The organism is Bacillus sp. Cr_A10 (assembly GCF_029222665.1).
In the GTDB taxonomy this organism is placed as follows: Bacteria; Bacillota; Bacilli; order Bacillales_A; family Planococcaceae; genus Psychrobacillus.
In genome coordinates this window covers 894,058-910,883 of sequence record NZ_JARHXR010000009.1, presented here as the reverse complement: position 1 = coordinate 910,883, position 16,826 = coordinate 894,058, and the positions used below count along the sequence as shown (strand labels likewise).

Here is a 16,826-nt window from a genome sequence, read left to right as displayed (position 1 = left end):
GTTTAGGAGGAGAACAGATGAGTGGACCGTTGGAAGGTATTCGTGTACTTGATCTTACTTCAGTTGTAATGGGTCCATATTGCACACTCATGTTAGCAGATATGGGGGCTGATGTCATTAAAATTGAAAGCCCATCAGGGGATACGACACGGTATCTCGGACCATCGAAAAACCGTGGAATGGGAAGTCTCTTTCTCCATTTAAACCGCAATAAGCGGAGCGTTACTCTTGATCTAAAGAGTAAAGATGGGTTGGAAACGATGATGGCCCTTGTAAAAGATGCAGATGTTCTCGTTCATACGATGAGACCTAAAACGATGGAAAGACTCGGCCTTTCCTATGAACACCTCAGGAAAGTAAATAGTCAACTAATTTACTGTGGGATGTATGGGTTTAGTAAAGAAGGGCCGTATGGTGACAAGCCTGCTTACGATGACATTATTCAGGCTGCATCAGGAATTGTGTCTGCCCAAGGGAAGGTTTCAGGATCTCCCCAATACTTGGCAACTGTTTTGGCTGACAAGACTGCCGGGCTTGTCGGTCTCAGTTCGATTTTGGCTGCATTGCTTTATCGCCAGCAAAAAGGGGTCGGTCAGGAAATTGAAGTGCCAATGTTTGAGACGATGGTTTCATACAATATGATTGAGCATATGTATGGGGAGACATTTATTCCAGCAAAAGGCTCAACCTATTATTCACGTGTTACTTCTCCTTACCGAAAGCCATATAAGACTAAGGATGGTTACATAGGTGTAATGATCTACAATGATAAACAATGGAAATCTTTCTTTGAAGTGTCGGGTCACCAAGAGTTGGCAGCAGACGAAAGATTTGTTGATATGGAGGTTAGGACACAAAATATAGATTATGTTTACAGTATGATTGAGGAAATAATAGCTGAGAAAACGACTGAAACATGGCTCTACTTATTAGTGAATGCTGATATTCCTTGCACAAATATCAATACACCTGATGACCTATTTAAGGATACTCATTTGAATGACATTAATTTCTTTAGAACTGTCCATCATCCGACGGAAGGAGAAATAAGAGATATGAAGTTCCCAGTAACATTCTCGGAAACTCCTGTCGAATTAAGCCGCTATGCACCGAACTTGGGAGAACATAATGAAGAGTTATTAAAGGGACTTCAGTTGCGGGATAAAGACGGGAAATAAATAAGAAGAGTCGGCTATCATCATTAGTGCCGACTCTATTACATATGGGGGAGTATTTTATGGCTGATTTAATATTTCTTGTGAAAAATCATATCGCTACGATTACTTTGAATCGACCGCTCCAGATGAATGCCTTTAGCAAAGAAAGGATTGATTTATGGATTAAGGCGTTGGAGGAGATAAGGAATAATCCAGATATTCATATCGGAGTAGTTACTGGTAATGGACGTGCCTTCTGTGCAGGTGGTGATGTGAAGTCAATGATAAATCAGAAAGGATTTTTAGCCAAGAAAGAATTAGATGAGACTGATTTTAGAAGTACACCATTGGATGTGAAAAATAGCCTTTGGAAGAACATCCAACGAATTCCACTCTTAATGGAAGAGATAGATAAACCGATGATTGCGGCAATCAATGGTCATGCAATGGGGGCTGGGCTTGACATGGCTTTGATGTGCGATATAAGAATCGCCTCTGACCAGGCAAAATTAGGTGAAACCTATATAAACGCCGGAATCGTCCCAGGTGATGGCGGAGGATATTATTTGCCAAGAATTATCGGAATGGACATGGCATTGGAAATGCTTTGGACAGGCAAAGTTTTAAGTGCCGAAGAAGGACTAAAGTTAAAAATGTTGAGTCACGTTGTCCCTCATGATGAATTGTATGGATTTATTCAAAACTACTGTGAAGGGATACTAAAGAAACCTCAAGAAGTAATCCAAATGACAAAACGAATTGTGAAAGAATCACAGACTATGTCTCTGAAGCAATCATTGGATTATGTTTCATCCCAGATGGCCATAAGTGTGTTTCATCAGGGTCATGAAGATGCCCTAATTGAACTTAGAAATAAATTTATGAAAGAAAAATAGATTATGCAATCACTAACAAATCTAAAATGGGCCATTTACAAAAATAGGCGAGGAGGGAAGTGTGTTATTCACTTCCTCCTCGCTCAATTATCTGTAAATTTTGTAAATTACTTTATTCACGATACCGATTACCAGAATTTATATCCTTTTGATCCAGGTGGTGCATTTTGAATCATATCGATTAGGGGAACTGTATAAGCAAATAAAATTAAAGCAATACAAATGGTTAACCAAATTTTCCAATTCTCCAGTACCATAGGTGTTTTCTCAGCATGTTCAGAAACTTCACCGATAGGGAATTCAGTTTCTCCTTTTGGAGCAAACCATATTAAGTTTATAACAATATAAAGGACTAATATGATCCCTATGAATAGAATGGTGCCACCAACTGCTTGTGCAATTTGATAGGGAATCCATTCTGCCGCTTGTTCAGAACCTCCATAAGTAGAGAAGTCCGAACGACGAGGTGCTCCAAATAAACCGACAATATGCATTGCACCTGACATGATACTCATTCCAAATGCCCAAACAATACCTTGAATAATAGCAAGTCTGTTCATTTGCTTTGTTAATACTCTCCCTGTTAGATGTGGGAGGAGCCAGTATGCTGCACCGAAGAAAGTTAACACAACAGTTGTAGCTACTGTCAAATGGAAGTGGCCAGTTACCCAGATAGTATTATGAACTACTTGGTTCATCTGGTGAGAGGCATTAATTATTCCACCAGCACCAGCAGGGATAAATGCAGCCATTCCGATAAAAGGAACTAAGAAACGAGCATCTCCCCATGGTAATTTTTTTAACCATCCAAATATACCTTTTCCACCTAATGCACGCCCACGTAACTCAAAAGTTGCAAACATAGAAAATGCAGTTAATAGAGAAGGGATAACAACCATTAATGTTAATACAACTTGCAGGAACTTCCAGAAAGAACTGATTCCTGGCTCAGTTAACTGATGGTGGAATCCTACTGGAATAGAGAAAAGTAAAAATAACATGAATGACAATCTAGCGAGTGCATCAGAGAAAATTTTTCCTCCAATAATTTTAGGGATTATAACATACCAAACCATATATGCTGGCAATAACCAGAAATATACTAATGGGTGACCGAAATACCAGAATAATGTACGGGAAAGCAGAACATCCACTTTATCTACCCAACCCAATGACCATGGGATCAGTTGGAAAACAACTTCCACCGCTACACCAAGTGAACAAATAATCCACATTGCCAAATTCACTACAACCATAAAAGTTAATAATGGACTAGGTTGACCAGGATTAGCCTTTCTCCATTCGATGTATTTCATTATCTGGCCTGCTCCACCAATCCATGATCCCACAACTACTAAAGCCATTCCTACGTAGAAAATCCAGTGAGCTTGTAGTGGAGCATAGAAAGTATACAGTACAGATGCTTCATTTAACAAAACCATAACGGAAGCAGCAGTTGTACCGATTGTCATTGTCCAGAAACCGATCCATCCAAACAATCTTTGTTTATTAGTTAATGTACCAGCAGTACGGCTAACGGCAGCAATTTGAAAACCAAAAATAAAATAGGTTGTTAAAATTAGTCCTAGTAAAACACCATGAACCGTTAAAACTTGATAATAGCCGATTCCCCAAGGGAGTGTAAATGTACCAGAGCGCACTAATGTTTGTAAAAGACCACAAAGCCCACCAATCGCTAATGCGATGAAAGCAACATATATATGGGCGAGTGCTAGTTTTCCGTCTCTTTTATCTACTTTTACTAAGTCTTTCGCTTTTTCTGTAATAGTTGTCATATTACTCAACCACCTTTAGCATGGATGTCATGGACGAATGTCCAACACCACAATATTCATTACATAAGATTAGATACTCTCCTGCTTTATCAACGGTAGTTACATATTCAGAAACATATCCTGGTTCAAGCATCATATTAATGTTTGTGCCAGCTACTTGGAACCCATGAACTACATCCTTGGTTGTTGCTATAAATTTCACTTTAGACCCTAAGGGAACTTCAATCTCAGGTGGATTATAAAAAAATGCAGAAGCTACAAATACAACTTCATAGTCCCAATCTTTTCCTTCCACTTTATGCACTCCTGGGTTATTAAATGGTGCTATCTCGTCCACACGTTCCGGATCAATATAAATTTTTGAGCTTGGTGGATGTGATCCAAAGTGGAATGCACTAATACCAACAATGACTAAAAATAAGACCAATGAGCTAACTCCAAATGTTATCCACCATTTTTCGTACTTATGAATATGCATCGCTTTAAACCTCCAAATTATTAAAATCTATCAATAAACAAGTAAAATGCCATAAACCATGTAATTAATATGAATACCCCAAGAAATCCAACCGAATATAATGTTCCTTTCAAATCTGGTTCTTTTTCACGTTTTTTCGACATTTGTCTACACCTCCTACAAAAGTAGTTCTTGTATAGTTTTAATAATAAATAGTATTGAAGTGCAATGATGTGAGAAAAGTCACACAAGAAAGGGGATAATGTGAAATTAATGTGAAGAATAAAAGAGATAGGGGTAGTTGGAGGAATAAAAAAAGAACTTTCATAAGTTGAAAGTCCTCTTAGGTCTCATTATTCATCGATCGTGAGTATAATCGTTAAATTATCAATGTCATTAATTACGACTGGTAGTCTAAAAGCATGCTGAAATCCAAATAATTTGGTCGTACCAACAATGACAGTAGGTGGCGTAATGTCTATTTCTAAGTTGTTACCTGCAACAGTAGTACATAAATTACCTGCTATCATATTTCCTAATTCACCTGTAAATGATTCAAGCATTTCTCCTTCTAAAGCCATACCAAACATAGTTGCACCAATCGATGAAAAACAATTAGATGTCGAATCTATAATTATACGACCTTTTATATCCCCTATAATCCCAATTAGTACACCCATCTCTTTTTGATCATATGGTTGAACCATCAAAGATGGTGATTTAATATCCATAGGAAGAGGGATAACGGACTTTAACGATTGAATCGTGCCATTTAGTATAGTTTGTATGTGTTTAGACGCACTCATTTTATCCCTCCGAATAGTAAAGATGGCTTAATTTTAGCATAAAAGTATCACAAAAAGAATACTATATGTAGAAAATGTCGAAACATTGTGCTATTATTTAAATGAGAATGAATTTCAAATTCACTTGAGAGGACGATATGTATGTTAGCGTTATTAATTGGATCAACTATTTTACTTTATAGTGGGGTCACAGCTTATGTGTTACGTGCAACTTCCCCCCAAGTTAAATAAAATAACTTTCTAAAGTTGGCTTGATTTGTTCAATATAAGTGGAACAGATGAAGCCAGCTTTTTTTACTTATGAAGCGGAAATAAAACACATACTCCTGCGCGATCTCGTCGTGGAACTTGAAAAGATTTTGCTCCTGCGCAAGCTCGTCGCAGAACTTCAAAAGATTTTGCTCCTGCGCAAAGCTCGTCGCAGAAAAACAAAAGATTTTGCTCCTGCGCAAAGCTCGTCGCAGAAAAACAAAGGAACGCTTTTGCGTTCCTTTGTTTTTTGCTATGATATACATAATTGTCGAATTATAAAGGAGATTTTTTTTTCAAATGGAGAATTTAGAAAATATACAACTATTAAAAGAGAAAAATGCTTTGCTTGCTACTCTTTTTCAACGAAATTTAGATGAGGAACGTTTTGCAAAGGCTAAATTGTTTGCAGATAAACTGGAAAATGGCACATTCACTATTGCGTTTGCAGGACATTTTTCTGCTGGAAAATCTAGCATGATTAATGCTCTAGTAGATGAGCAGTTACTTCCAACAAGTCCAATACCTACTTCGGCAAATATTGTTACTGTAAAAAAGACAAATAATAATTATGCCCTCGTTCATTTTGTTGATAGAGCACCTGTAAGATTCTCAGGTGAATATGATATTCAACTTGTAAAAAAATACTCAAAAGACGGAAGTAAAGTATCTCAAATAGAAATTGGTCATTCAACCTCCAGTTTACCAGAAGGTATTACTGTTATGGATACTCCAGGAGTGGATTCAACAGATGATGCACATAGGATATCAACTGAGTCAGCTCTTCATCTGGCAGATATCGTTTTTTATGTAATGGATTATAACCATGTCCAATCTGAGCTAAATTTCCAATTTACAAAGCAATTGCTTCACTATAACGAAAATGTTTATTTAATTGTTAACCAAGTGGATAAGCATCGAGAAGAAGAGCTTTCCTTCGACGCTTTTAAGCAATCCGTTGCAAATGCTTTCAAAGCATGGTCCGTTGAACCGAAGGATATATTTTTTACCTCATTAAAAGATAAACAGTTTATACATAATGATTTTAAGAAGGTACAAGAAATTGTTCTAAATTCTATTAATAACAAAGAACAATATTTTATTACATCTGCACATGCGACATTAGAGAAGCTAGCGGATGAGCATAAACAGTATTTAGAAAATGAAAAAGCAGCATGTCTAGAAACTTTTGATGGACAACTAACAGAAGAGGAATGGAATAATAAAGAAGATATTAAAGAGCAACTTGAAATAGCTCAAAAGCAATCTGCATTACAAGATATAAGTCTATGGAAAAAGACGTTTGAAGAACAACGAAAAGAAATCTTAGAAAACGCTGTAATTATGCCATATGAGGTGAGAGACTCACTTAAGACTTATGCTGAGAGCATGCAAAGTTCATTTAAAGTAGGTTTTATAGGAAGCAAAAAGAAAACAGAAGAAGAGCGATCTAAACGCCTTGAGGATGCAAGAATTCTACTTGAGAAGGTTGTACTAACGAATATTACCGTACATCTGAAACAGCTTATGAAAAGTATGCTAAAGGATGTTTCTTTGTTAAGCAATGAAAGAGCCAATGAAATTGATGGGTTGGATTTCGAAATATCCTCATTGTTTATTGCAGATTCCTTACATGAAGGTGCTGGTATAACCGGAGATTCTATTCTTCATTATGCAAACAGGGTTCAAGAAACAGTCAACCGATTTTTTGTACGTGAGACAGATATTTGGAAAGAAAAAATGATCACCGCAATGAATGAAAATCCGGTGGAAGACACAGAAAAAGCAGATCAAAAAACTGAAGTTCTCAATGAAAAAATACTAGCTATCCAATCATTGGAAGAAATTGACGAAAGAATACATGGTTTTGAACAGGAAACAAAGACTCCGGCTTTAACTATAAGGAAAGAACGGGATCAATTATTAATAGCATGGGATGAGGAACGAAATAGTTTTCAAAAATCTATTGCCGAATATGATCCAAGCTTGGAAGAACAGGTACAAGAATTAGAAACAATAGCTCCCATAGAACAAGAAGAAGAAAATAGTATACTATCTCCCGAGCAAGTCTTAAAGCGAGCAAACAGAATTGGTGAGGTATTAAAAGAGTTACCAGCTTTTAAAAAGGAAGCTGAGATTATTAAACGAAAAGCTAAAAGAGTTGAAAATCAACAATTTACAATTGCATTATTTGGTGCTTTTAGTGCAGGGAAATCTAGTTTTTCTAATGCGTTAATGGGTGCTAATGTATTGCCAGTTTCACCAAACCCAACAACTGCTGCAATAAATAAAATACGCCCAATATCAGAAAAACATCCACATAATACTGCTGATGTTACATTTAAAACAAAAGAGCAATTATTAGAAGATGTATCGTTTGCTTATAAACAATTAGGAATAACTATTATGTCTTTAGATGAAGCATTCGATCAAGCAAGTGGGGCAATAAATCAAACAGTCTCAGAAGAGGTTCATAAATCTTTTATTTCCGCTTTTCATAAAGGGTATCCAACATTTCAAAGTCAACTTGGAAATGTGTTACGGGTGAATGGCGAAGAATTTGAAAGTTATGTGGCGGAAGAAGCTAAAAGCTGTTTTGTAGATTTCATTGATTTTTATTACGATTGTGAATTGACTAGACTTGGAGTTACATTAGTTGATACTCCGGGAGCAGATTCTATCAATGCAAGACATACAGGGGTTGCATTTGACTATATACGGAATGCGGATGCAGTATTGTTTGTGACTTATTTTAACCATGCATTTGCTAAGGCTGACAGAGAGTTTTTAATACAACTAGGTCGAGTAAAAGATGCCTTTGAAATGGATAAAATGTTCTTTATCGTTAATGCCATTGACCTTGCAGAAACAGAGGAAGAAGCAAACCTTGTGAAACAATATGTGCAAAATGAGCTTCAACGATTTGGCATTCGTTTCCCAAGAGTATATGGTATTTCAAGCTTACAAGCACTTAAAGAAAAAGTAGGACATTTACCTGTACACGAAGGAATGGTGCAATTTGAAGAAGCCTTCCATCGTTTCTTGGAAAAAGATTTAAAGCAAATTGCGGTTTCATCACTAGATGAAGAGGCGTCTCGCCAACAAAATAAATTATTAACATTAATAGAGCAAACAGAAAAGAACTTAGCTAGAAAAGATGAAAGGTTAAAAGAATTACGTGAGCAAGAACAAAAAATTCGCAAACGTTACTCAAATTCCATGTCTTCTGTAATAGCGAAGGAAGCTAAGCAAGAACTAGAAACTTTGTTGTACTATGTATTACAACGAGTATATTATCGTTTCAATGAATTCTTTAAAGAGGCATATAATCCTTCTTTGTTTAGTAATCAATCAGCAAATACAGCACTTGGAATTGCATTGAAAGAACTGTTAAGTATGCTTCGTTTTGACTTGGAGCAGGAAATGCGTGTAACAAACTTTCGAGTACTGCAGTTTATCCAAAAACAAATTAAACAGTTAGAAAAAGAAGAAATACGTGTGCTAAAAGAATGGAATGAAAGTTTTACTTTTACACCTCATGAGAGTGAAGACCGTGATTTATTAGAATTTGTTGGTCCTTTTGAGGAAATTCAAAAATATGAAAACGTAAAATCTTATTTTAAAAACAATAAGTCTTTTTTCGAGAAAAACGATAAAGAGAAGCTTCGTGATTCCTTATCTGAGCAAACGAAAATCGAAGCGGAAAGCTACTTAAAGCTGGAGCATGATCGACTTACAAAATGGGCAGATCAATATGTAGATATCGAGACAGAGGCAGTTCGATTAAAGTGGTTAAACGAGTCAATTATTCAAATTGATGCCGAACGAAATCTTTTAGAGCAAGAAGAAACCCTTGCCAAATGGAAAGAGATTTATGCCAAAATTTAATTGAAGGGAGAGAATAACATGAGCAATATTTTTATTGATTTGGATAAAATAATTGGAAAAAATGTTCGATTTATTGATACTCGTTTTGATTTAGGAAATGTGAATGCAGGAAAAGAAATGTTTAGGATGGAACATTTAGAAGGAGCAATCTATTGGGACTTGGAAAATGATTTGTCCGACATGGGAAGTGAAAATGGACGCCATCCAATGATTTCAAAGGATAAGATGACAAATCTAATTCAAAAGGCAGGATTGCTTTTAGATGATCATATCGTCATTTATGATCAAGGAGGTTCACCATTTGCTTTAAGAGCATACTTTTTATTGGAATGGGCAGGCTTTAACCATGTTCATGTACTTCGTGAAGGATATGAAGAGGCGAAGAAGAAATTGCCTGTTTCCAATGAAGAAATTGAAATTAATGCTTCGTCTATTTCCCCAAATTGGAAAGATGAAATTTATGTAGATGTAAACAAGGTGAAAAAAATTGTTAGTGGTGAAATGGATGCACAGTTAATTGATGCACGATCTGCAAATCGATATCGTGGAGAAATGGAACCAATAGATCCTGTTGCTGGTCATATTCCGACTGCTCTAAATTTCGATTGGGAACAACTTATAAGTGATGGTAAGTTTCTGCAACAAGAGGATTTACATGAAAAACTAACAGGATTAACTGATAAATCAAAGCCTGTCGTTGCTTATTGCGGTAGTGGGGTGACTGCTGCACCACTTTATGCAAGTTTGAAGGAAGCCGGGTATGAAAATGTCCAATTATATGTAGGCAGTTACAGTGATTGGATTCGAGAAAATGAAGTAGAAACAAGTAAAAAGTAGTCTTAAAGGAACTAATTAAAAAGTTGAAAATTGCGCCTGAAACCTCCATTTGAAATGGAGAAATTCAGGCGCTTTATTTTTTTCTAAGACTTGTTAATTGATACTGTTGTTAATTACTAGTTAAAAAGTACAAACTTTCAAAACCGTGGTTTTAAACTCCATGCATTGATGAAATGAATACGAAACTATATCCGCAGGTGTCATCAGGATTTGCGCCTTATACGCCGCATGAGCGTGAAGAATGAGACTCCGCGTAAGGATGTGGGAGTGAGTGAAACGTATGACTCACCATGCGTAGCGTGAGGCAAGCGCACGTCCGAGTGATTGGCAACGCTAGATGAACAGATTTCTTTCTAAAACAACAAAGAAGTTTAACAGAGCCATTCCAATAAATACGGACAAGAGTGTTTTATTTAGGGAAAAAGCTAAATTTATATCTTTTATTTCTTTTTTTTTGTATAATTAATTGTAGAATGTAAACATTTATAGTATAATGGGCAAATTGTACACGAATGAAATGAGGAATATTAATGCAGAAATCAATTTATGGTCTAACAAAGGATCAGTTAATAGAGTGGTTATTAGAACATGGTCAAAAGAAATTTAGAGCAGAACAGGTTTGGGATTGGTTATACATTAAAAGAGTGCAAAGCTTTGATGAGATGAATAATGTCAACAAGGATTGTCTTCAATTGTTGAAAGACAACTTTGTCATTCAGACGTTGAAAGAATCTGTAAAGCAAGAATCTGCCGATGGAACCATTAAGTTTTTATTTCAAATGCAGGATGGGAATCTTATTGAAACAGTGTTAATGCGTTTTAAATATGGACTGTCTGTTTGTGTAACGACACAGGTAGGGTGTAACATTGGTTGCAGTTTCTGTGCTAGTGGATTGCTTAAGAAAAGTCGTGATTTAGACGCAGGTGAGATTGTAGGGCAAATTATGAAAGTGCAAGAGCATTTGGATAATTTAGGTAAGAGTGAGCGAGTAAGCCATATCGTAGTAATGGGTATCGGAGAACCATTCGATAACTATACAAACTTAATGAGCTTCTTACGCGTCGTGAACGATCAAAAAGGACTTGCGATTGGAGCAAGACATATTACTGTTTCAACAAGTGGACTTGCTAAGAAAATCTATGATTATGCTGATGAAAATCTTCAAGTGAATCTTGCTGTTTCATTGCATGCACCAAATGATGAGCTTCGTTCACGTATTATGGTCATCAATAAAGCATTCCCTATTGAGAAGGTAATGGCTGCAGTTGATTACTATCTAGAAAAAACGAATCGCCGAATTACCTTTGAATATATTCTGCTTAAAGATGTAAATGATCATGTAGAGGAAGCACAACAATTAGCAAAACTGTTGGAAAACAAACGTCACTTATCTTATGTGAATCTAATTCCTTACAACCCAGTAGACGAGCATGGCCAATATCAACGTAGCTCGGAGGAATCCATTAGTGCGTTTTTCCAAACGTTGAAAAACAAAGGAATTAACTGTGGTGTTCGTATGGAGCAAGGAACTGATATTGACGCAGCTTGCGGGCAACTACGAAGCAAACAGATAAAAAAACAAAAAACTACTGTATAACACAAAACGCATCACCTTATGGTTGATGCGTTTTTTCATTTTTTTCTTTTGGTATTTCATCAATTGTATGTTTAAATGCGTAACCTTTATTTATTGTGAAAAAAGAAAGGCACATAACAAGAATAAAAATAAATACTGTCAAAATCAAAACCCAAACCATCTTTTCTCCTCCTAAATCATGTTCAACCATTATCATAGCACATGGGATTAGAGGCTTATACAAATTTCATTTTCATATATCTAGGAGTGAGTTGCTTCCAGCGAGTTGTTTGCATTGTTTTTTTAAATAACTTGCTTTTTCTGAAAGTTCATAAATAGATAAAACAGTTTTGTTTGTAACACCTGCGATGGAAATAGTCAAAAGTGGAAAATGCTCTTCAATTCCATGACGGTTTTTAGAGATTATACTTCCTTTTAGAAGATCATGCGAATGATAGAAGTGTTCAACGGAAGAATTGAATTCCTCTATAACTTTTTCACATAATTCCTTACTTTTATGGGTATGGACAATCATGATGAAATCGTCACCACCTATATGTCCTACAAAGCCATTCTCTGGTGCATTTTTTTCTAATATTTCTGCTAATCTTATAATGACTTTATCGCCCTTTTCAAATCCATATACATCGTTATAGGGCTTAAAATTATCAATATCAAGATAAAGAACTGTTAACTCATCAGAGCTATCGATACAGTTTTGTAATTCTTTTTCAATCATTATATTACCAGGCAACTCAGAAAGTGGATTTAAATGCTTGGCATAGTCAATTTCTAACTGCATACTTTTTTCAAGTAAATCTTTTACCGTTACAACTCCAAAGTATTCGTCTTCTTTTGTAATCGTTATGAAATCGTATAAATGAATCGGATCACGTTTCATGGCAATTTTAGCAACTACATCAATAGGTGTGGATGCATCCACTTTCATATAATTTCTACTCATAATTGCGGTGACTGGCTTAGTATTATAAAGACTGTATCCGTACGGGCCACTAAATTTTAGATGTAACTTGTTTCTTGTAATAACACCAATTAATTTATTTCCATCTTTTATACAAAAACCTGGTAAGGCATCGTTAGAATCCATCAATTTACTAACTTTAGAAATAGATGTATGACTTGCAATAGTACGTAAGGGAGTAGCGATTTGTTCAATGGATGTGTCCGTTAAACGATTGGAGCTTATTTTATTTTTTCGAACACTTTCTAACTCGATAAGTTTTTTTAATTCTTTTCTAACAGGGAAGAGTTGTTTATTTGGTTTCTGTATGAAGTATCCTTGTCCATAATGAACTCCTATATCAATTAAAGTAAGCAGCTCTTCTTGTGTTTCAATTCCCTCGGCAATAATATGTATTTGTGAATAATTTGCAAATTCACTTAAACTTTTCACGAGAAGTTGTTTAGTTCGATCTTTTTCTATATCACGAATGAGCTTCATATCAAGTTTAATAAAGTGTGGACGTACATCTGTTATGACATTTAACCCTGAATATCCAGAGCCAACATCGTCAATTGCAATTTGGTAAAACTGCTTTTTATAATGTTCAACAGTACTAATAAAATCCTTTAAATTATTAATCGCTTCTCTTTCCGTTATTTCAAAAACAATTGAATCCGAGTCCATATTAAATCTACTTAGAAATTCTTTCGTAAATCCTTGTTTGAACTTTGGGTCATTCATAATATTAGGATTCACATTAATAAACAATTTTCCTTCTGCCTTTAAGTGATGTGCATATTTTAATGCATTTCCTCGACATAAATTTTCGAGCTCCCATAGTTTTCCACTTTTCATAGCATAATCAAAAAGTACTTCTGGGTTTTGTAAAGGAGTATTTTCGGGACCTCGAGATAATGCTTCATATCCATAAATATGGCCGTTTTGAAGCGAGATAATTGGTTGGAAAACAGTTTGAATTGCTTTTTCTTCAATTATATAAGAAAGTAAATCTCCGTAATCTATTTCCTCAATTGCCATCTAACTTTATCCTCCTACAATGAGCAAATTCTCGTCAATTTATATTATAAAAAAGTAATGTCAAGAACATGTAAAGAAAATGTAAAGATTTCATTTAAGGATTAATATCTTCATATATTTATCAAAATATTTTTAATGTTATTGACTATCAGTCAATTGCAGTGTAACATATCTTTAAATTGACACTTTAGCGAGTTGAATCGGTAGTGTGAATGATTTAATTAGGGGGTTTTAGAAAGATGAGAAAAAGTATAAAGAGATTAGCATTTATTCTTATTGGGGTTGTTCTTCTTTTAGCGGCATGCGGAGGAAAAGATAATTCAGGTTCAACCGCTACTTCAAGTGAAGGAGCAAGCTCAAATGGGGATGCTAAAAAGGTAAAAATAGGTGTGACTCAAATTGTAGAACATCCATCTCTAAATGCGGCTTTTGAAGGATTTCAAAAAGCATTGGAAGATGCAGGCATAGAAGCAGACTATCAAATTGAAAATGCTCAAAATGACAATAGTGCCAACACTACGATTGCAAATAACTTAGTAAGTTCTGGTGTTGATTTAATATTTGCAAACTCTACGCCAAGTGCTCAAGCAGTAGCAAGTTTAACGAAAGACATTCCAATCGTTTTTACATCTGTGACAGATGCAGTAAGCGCTGAACTTGTTCAATCGATGGAAAAACCAGGAGCAAATGTTACAGGTACTGTAGATACTCAACCAGAAGCGATTCCTAGTACAGTAAAATTTTTAAAAGAAGAACTAGGCTCTAAAAATGTAGGAATGGTATTTAATTCTGGGGAACAAAATTCACGTGCACAAGTAGACGCAGTAAAAGCAGAGATGAACAAGGTAGGATTAAATGTAGTGGAAGCTTCAGTTTCCACATCAGCTGAGGTTAAACAAGCTACGGAATCCTTAATCGGAAAAGTAGATTCACTATATATTATTACGGATAATACGGTAGTATCCGCGCTTGAATCAGTTGTGTCAGTCGCAAATGATAATAAGTTACCTATGATGGTTGGTGAATTCGACTCGGTAAAACGTGGTGGATTAGGTGCTTATGGTTTTGAGTATTTTGATATCGGATATGAAGCAGGTGAAATGGCTGTTAAGATTTTAAATGGAGAAAGCACACCAGCTGATCTACCAGTCCAATATCCTCAAAACTTAAGATTTGTAATGAATAAAGAAACTGCTGATTTGCTTGGCTTAGATATTAAAGACGAGTGGAAAGCAGAATTTGCAGAATAGATAGGAGATTGATTCTTTATGTTTTCAGCTATTTTTGGATCTGTTGAGCAAGGAATCATCTATGCAATCATGGCACTCGGAGTGTATCTTACATTCCGAGTACTTGATTTTCCGGATTTAACGGTAGATGGAAGTTTTGTTACGGGAGCTGGAACAGCAGCTACGATGATCGTATTAGGATATCATCCGGCACTCGCAACTTTGGTAGCAATACTAGCTGGTTTTATAGCTGGCTGTATAACTGGTTTATTACATACGAAGGGCAAGATTAATCCTTTGCTGTCAGGTATTCTAATGATGATTGCTCTTTACTCCATTAATCTACGGATTATGGGGCTAACAGTTGAGAATTCGATTGGAAGACCGAATATTCCTCTTCTAAACTCTGAAACATTGTTTAGTCAGTTTTATAGTTGGTGGGGGAGTTTAGGAATTGATGAAGCGATAAATAATTTTTTGAGAAGTATAGGAATAGAGTTTGTTCCTGCAACTTGGGGAACGATTGTTATCGTTGCAGTTTTAGTTCTTGCTATTAAACTAATAGTAGATTGGTTCTTGAAGACAGAAGTGGGCCTAGCTATCCGTGCAACGGGAGACAATAAAAAAATGATCAGAAGTTTTTCAGCTAATACTGATACTCTCGTTATTATAGGTCTAGGTATTTCAAATGGTCTTGTTGCTCTCTCTGGTGCACTAATAGCACAATATGCAAAATTTGCGGACATTGGAATGGGTATCGGAATGATTGTCATAGGTTTAGCATCCGTTATTATAGGTGAAGCAATTTTTGGTACAAAAACAATTGTACGAACTACTTTAGCGGTAATTGCTGGAGCGATAATCTATCGTATTGTACTTGCACTTGCACTTCGTGTGGAATTATTAGATACCGGTGATATGAAACTAATCACAGCAGTTATCGTTATTTGTGCATTAATTCTACCTCAATATTTTGATAAGCGACGAGAAAAAAGTAGAAAAGCTAAGCGTCATGCTGAGCGTGCCATTTCCAATGTAAATGTGATAAAGCGGGAGGGGAATGACCTTGCTTAAACTACAATCGATAAATAAAATATTTAACGAAGCGACTGCAGATGAAAAAATTGCACTTGATGAAATAAATTTAGAACTAAAAGCAGGGGATTTTGTAACAGTCATCGGAAGTAACGGGGCAGGAAAATCAACGATGATGAATATGATTTCTGGTGCATTAACACCAGATTTTGGACGTATTTTGATAGATGGAAAAGATGTATCTAAACTCGCAGAATATAAACGTTCTCAGTTTATTGGTCGTGTATTCCAAGATCCAATGGCTGGGACTGCGCCTTCGATGACGATTGAAGAAAATCTTGCTCTTGCTTACTCAAGAAATAAAAAGCGCGGGTTAAAAACTGGTGTTGATAAAAAAAGACGAGCGTTTTTTGTACAATCGTTAGAAATGCTCCATTTAAATTTAGAAAATAGATTGAATGCAAAAGTTGGATTACTATCGGGAGGGGAAAGACAGGCGCTCTCTTTATTGATGGCGACATTTACGAATCCTTCCATTTTATTGTTAGATGAGCATACCGCTGCACTTGACCCATCTAGAGCGGAGTTAATTACTAACCTAACAAAGCAACTTGTGGAGAAAGATAAACTGACGACACTAATGGTTACGCACAATATGCAACAAGCTTTGGATTTAGGAAATCGTTTAATTATGATGGATAAAGGCCAAATTATTTTAGAGGTAAATGAAGAAGAGAAAAAGTCACTCACAATTGAAAAGCTTATGGATGAATTCCAAAGGATTCGCGGTGAAAAGTTAACGAGTGATCGAACACTTTTATCAGTTTAAAAAAGAGCTACTTCCTAAGTCATTATTGACTTATGGAGTAGCTTTCTTCTTATAAAAAGAGCTGTCTT

Annotated in this window: 15 protein-coding genes; 9 read left to right on the top strand and 6 right to left on the bottom strand. The window is 35.8% G+C overall.

The features are described from left to right. The first annotated feature begins 17 nt into the window (after positions 1-17). Both P2Q73_RS11775 and P2Q73_RS11770 read left to right on the top strand, forming a co-directional pair. Positions 18-1,178 (top strand): CaiB/BaiF CoA transferase family protein, encoded by a 1,161-nt coding sequence (locus tag P2Q73_RS11775; RefSeq protein ID WP_056829553.1) that lies wholly within the window; start codon positions 18-20, stop codon positions 1,176-1,178. A gap of 59 nt (positions 1,179-1,237) precedes the next feature. Then, on the top strand, positions 1,238-2,053 hold the full coding sequence (locus P2Q73_RS11770; RefSeq protein WP_275787263.1) for an enoyl-CoA hydratase-related protein: 816 nt from the start codon (positions 1,238-1,240) through the stop codon (positions 2,051-2,053). 128 nt (positions 2,054-2,181) lie between these two features. On the opposite strand, the gene P2Q73_RS11765 is transcribed toward P2Q73_RS11770, so the two are convergent. The 4 genes from P2Q73_RS11765 to P2Q73_RS11750 all read right to left on the bottom strand — a co-directional run bounded on the left by P2Q73_RS11765 (position 2,182) and on the right by P2Q73_RS11750 (position 5,112). Continuing rightward, entirely contained in the window at positions 2,182-3,849 is a 1,668-nt protein-coding gene (locus tag P2Q73_RS11765; protein ID WP_056829557.1) for a b(o/a)3-type cytochrome-c oxidase subunit 1, read from the bottom strand. A 1-nt stretch (position 3,850) separates the two neighbouring features. Beyond that, positions 3,851-4,327, bottom strand: a complete 477-nt coding sequence (locus tag P2Q73_RS11760) for a cupredoxin domain-containing protein (protein WP_053589745.1) — start codon at positions 4,325-4,327, stop codon at positions 3,851-3,853. 20 nt (positions 4,328-4,347) lie between these two features. Further along, a complete protein-coding gene (locus tag P2Q73_RS11755; RefSeq protein ID WP_082460852.1) occupies positions 4,348-4,470 on the bottom strand; it encodes a cytochrome c oxidase subunit 2A in 123 nt (40 codons plus the stop codon). Positions 4,471-4,659: 189 nt separating this feature from the next. Beyond that, positions 4,660-5,112, bottom strand: coding sequence for a chemotaxis protein CheX (locus P2Q73_RS11750; protein ID WP_275787257.1), 453 nt, complete (start codon positions 5,110-5,112; stop codon positions 4,660-4,662). A 278-nt stretch (positions 5,113-5,390) separates the two neighbouring features. Between P2Q73_RS11750 and P2Q73_RS11745 the strand changes: the two genes are divergently transcribed. From P2Q73_RS11745 to rlmN, 4 genes are all read left to right on the top strand, one after another. Continuing rightward, positions 5,391-5,741: a hypothetical protein gene (locus tag P2Q73_RS11745; protein ID WP_275787255.1), complete on the top strand. Its 351-nt coding sequence runs from the start codon at positions 5,391-5,393 to the stop codon at positions 5,739-5,741. Beyond that, the gene (locus P2Q73_RS11740) at positions 5,662-9,249 is read left to right on the top strand and encodes a dynamin family protein (protein ID WP_275787252.1); all 3,588 of its coding nucleotides are present in this window, start codon (positions 5,662-5,664) and stop codon (positions 9,247-9,249) included. The genes P2Q73_RS11745 and P2Q73_RS11740 overlap by 80 nt, the downstream gene beginning before the upstream one ends. 18 nt (positions 9,250-9,267) lie before the next feature. Continuing rightward, complete coding sequence (locus P2Q73_RS11735) at positions 9,268-10,086, top strand: sulfurtransferase (protein ID WP_275787250.1); 819 nt, start codon at positions 9,268-9,270, stop codon at positions 10,084-10,086. 530 nt (positions 10,087-10,616) lie between these two features. After that, positions 10,617-11,684 carry a dual-specificity RNA methyltransferase RlmN gene (gene rlmN, locus P2Q73_RS11730; RefSeq protein WP_056829566.1) on the top strand — a complete coding sequence of 356 codons (1,068 nt, stop codon included), beginning with the start codon at positions 10,617-10,619 and terminating at the stop codon, positions 11,682-11,684. Between the two features lie 16 nt (positions 11,685-11,700). Here the strand turns inward: rlmN and ytzI are convergent, their stop codons facing one another. Both ytzI and P2Q73_RS11720 read right to left on the bottom strand, forming a co-directional pair. Further along, a complete protein-coding gene (ytzI, locus tag P2Q73_RS11725; RefSeq protein WP_156316774.1) occupies positions 11,701-11,844 on the bottom strand; it encodes a YtzI protein in 144 nt (47 codons plus the stop codon). A 72-nt stretch (positions 11,845-11,916) separates the two neighbouring features. Further along, positions 11,917-13,665 (bottom strand): GGDEF domain-containing protein, encoded by a 1,749-nt coding sequence (locus tag P2Q73_RS11720; protein ID WP_275787245.1) that lies wholly within the window; start codon positions 13,663-13,665, stop codon positions 11,917-11,919. A 239-nt stretch (positions 13,666-13,904) separates the two neighbouring features. Here P2Q73_RS11720 and P2Q73_RS11715 point away from each other — a divergent pair, with 239 nt between their 5' ends. The 3 genes from P2Q73_RS11715 to P2Q73_RS11705 are packed head-to-tail and all read left to right on the top strand — an operon-like array spanning position 13,905 to position 16,758. Further along, positions 13,905-14,915 carry an ABC transporter substrate-binding protein gene (locus P2Q73_RS11715; RefSeq protein ID WP_275787242.1) on the top strand — a complete coding sequence of 337 codons (1,011 nt, stop codon included), beginning with the start codon at positions 13,905-13,907 and terminating at the stop codon, positions 14,913-14,915. An 18-nt stretch (positions 14,916-14,933) separates the two neighbouring features. Next, the gene (locus P2Q73_RS11710) at positions 14,934-15,968 is read left to right on the top strand and encodes an ABC transporter permease (RefSeq protein ID WP_275787239.1); all 1,035 of its coding nucleotides are present in this window, start codon (positions 14,934-14,936) and stop codon (positions 15,966-15,968) included. After that, complete coding sequence (locus tag P2Q73_RS11705) at positions 15,961-16,758, top strand: ABC transporter ATP-binding protein (protein ID WP_275787236.1); 798 nt, start codon at positions 15,961-15,963, stop codon at positions 16,756-16,758. Before P2Q73_RS11710 ends, P2Q73_RS11705 begins: the two co-directional genes overlap by 8 nt. The last annotated feature ends 68 nt before the right edge of the window (positions 16,759-16,826 follow it).

What these genes read in the sequence shown, in the direction of transcription:
- P2Q73_RS11775 (WP_056829553.1), top strand. Translation starts at nt 18, where the DNA reads ATGAGTGGACCGTTGGAAGGTATTCGTGTACTTGATCTTACTTCAGTT.
- P2Q73_RS11770 (WP_275787263.1), top strand. Translation starts at nt 1,238, where the DNA reads ATGGCTGATTTAATATTTCTTGTGAAAAATCATATCGCTACGATTACT.
- P2Q73_RS11765 (WP_056829557.1), bottom strand. Translation starts at nt 3,849, where the DNA reads ATGACAACTATTACAGAAAAAGCGAAAGACTTAGTAAAAGTAGATAAA.
- P2Q73_RS11760 (WP_053589745.1), bottom strand. Translation starts at nt 4,327, where the DNA reads ATGCATATTCATAAGTACGAAAAATGGTGGATAACATTTGGAGTTAGC.
- P2Q73_RS11755 (WP_082460852.1), bottom strand. Translation starts at nt 4,470, where the DNA reads ATGTCGAAAAAACGTGAAAAAGAACCAGATTTGAAAGGAACATTATAT.
- P2Q73_RS11750 (WP_275787257.1), bottom strand. Translation starts at nt 5,112, where the DNA reads ATGAGTGCGTCTAAACACATACAAACTATACTAAATGGCACGATTCAA.
- P2Q73_RS11745 (WP_275787255.1), top strand. Translation starts at nt 5,391, where the DNA reads ATGAAGCCAGCTTTTTTTACTTATGAAGCGGAAATAAAACACATACTC.
- P2Q73_RS11740 (WP_275787252.1), top strand. Translation starts at nt 5,662, where the DNA reads ATGGAGAATTTAGAAAATATACAACTATTAAAAGAGAAAAATGCTTTG.
- P2Q73_RS11735 (WP_275787250.1), top strand. Translation starts at nt 9,268, where the DNA reads ATGAGCAATATTTTTATTGATTTGGATAAAATAATTGGAAAAAATGTT.
- rlmN (WP_056829566.1), top strand. Translation starts at nt 10,617, where the DNA reads ATGCAGAAATCAATTTATGGTCTAACAAAGGATCAGTTAATAGAGTGG.
- ytzI (WP_156316774.1), bottom strand. Translation starts at nt 11,844, where the DNA reads ATGGTTTGGGTTTTGATTTTGACAGTATTTATTTTTATTCTTGTTATG.
- P2Q73_RS11720 (WP_275787245.1), bottom strand. Translation starts at nt 13,665, where the DNA reads ATGGCAATTGAGGAAATAGATTACGGAGATTTACTTTCTTATATAATT.
- P2Q73_RS11715 (WP_275787242.1), top strand. Translation starts at nt 13,905, where the DNA reads ATGAGAAAAAGTATAAAGAGATTAGCATTTATTCTTATTGGGGTTGTT.
- P2Q73_RS11710 (WP_275787239.1), top strand. Translation starts at nt 14,934, where the DNA reads ATGTTTTCAGCTATTTTTGGATCTGTTGAGCAAGGAATCATCTATGCA.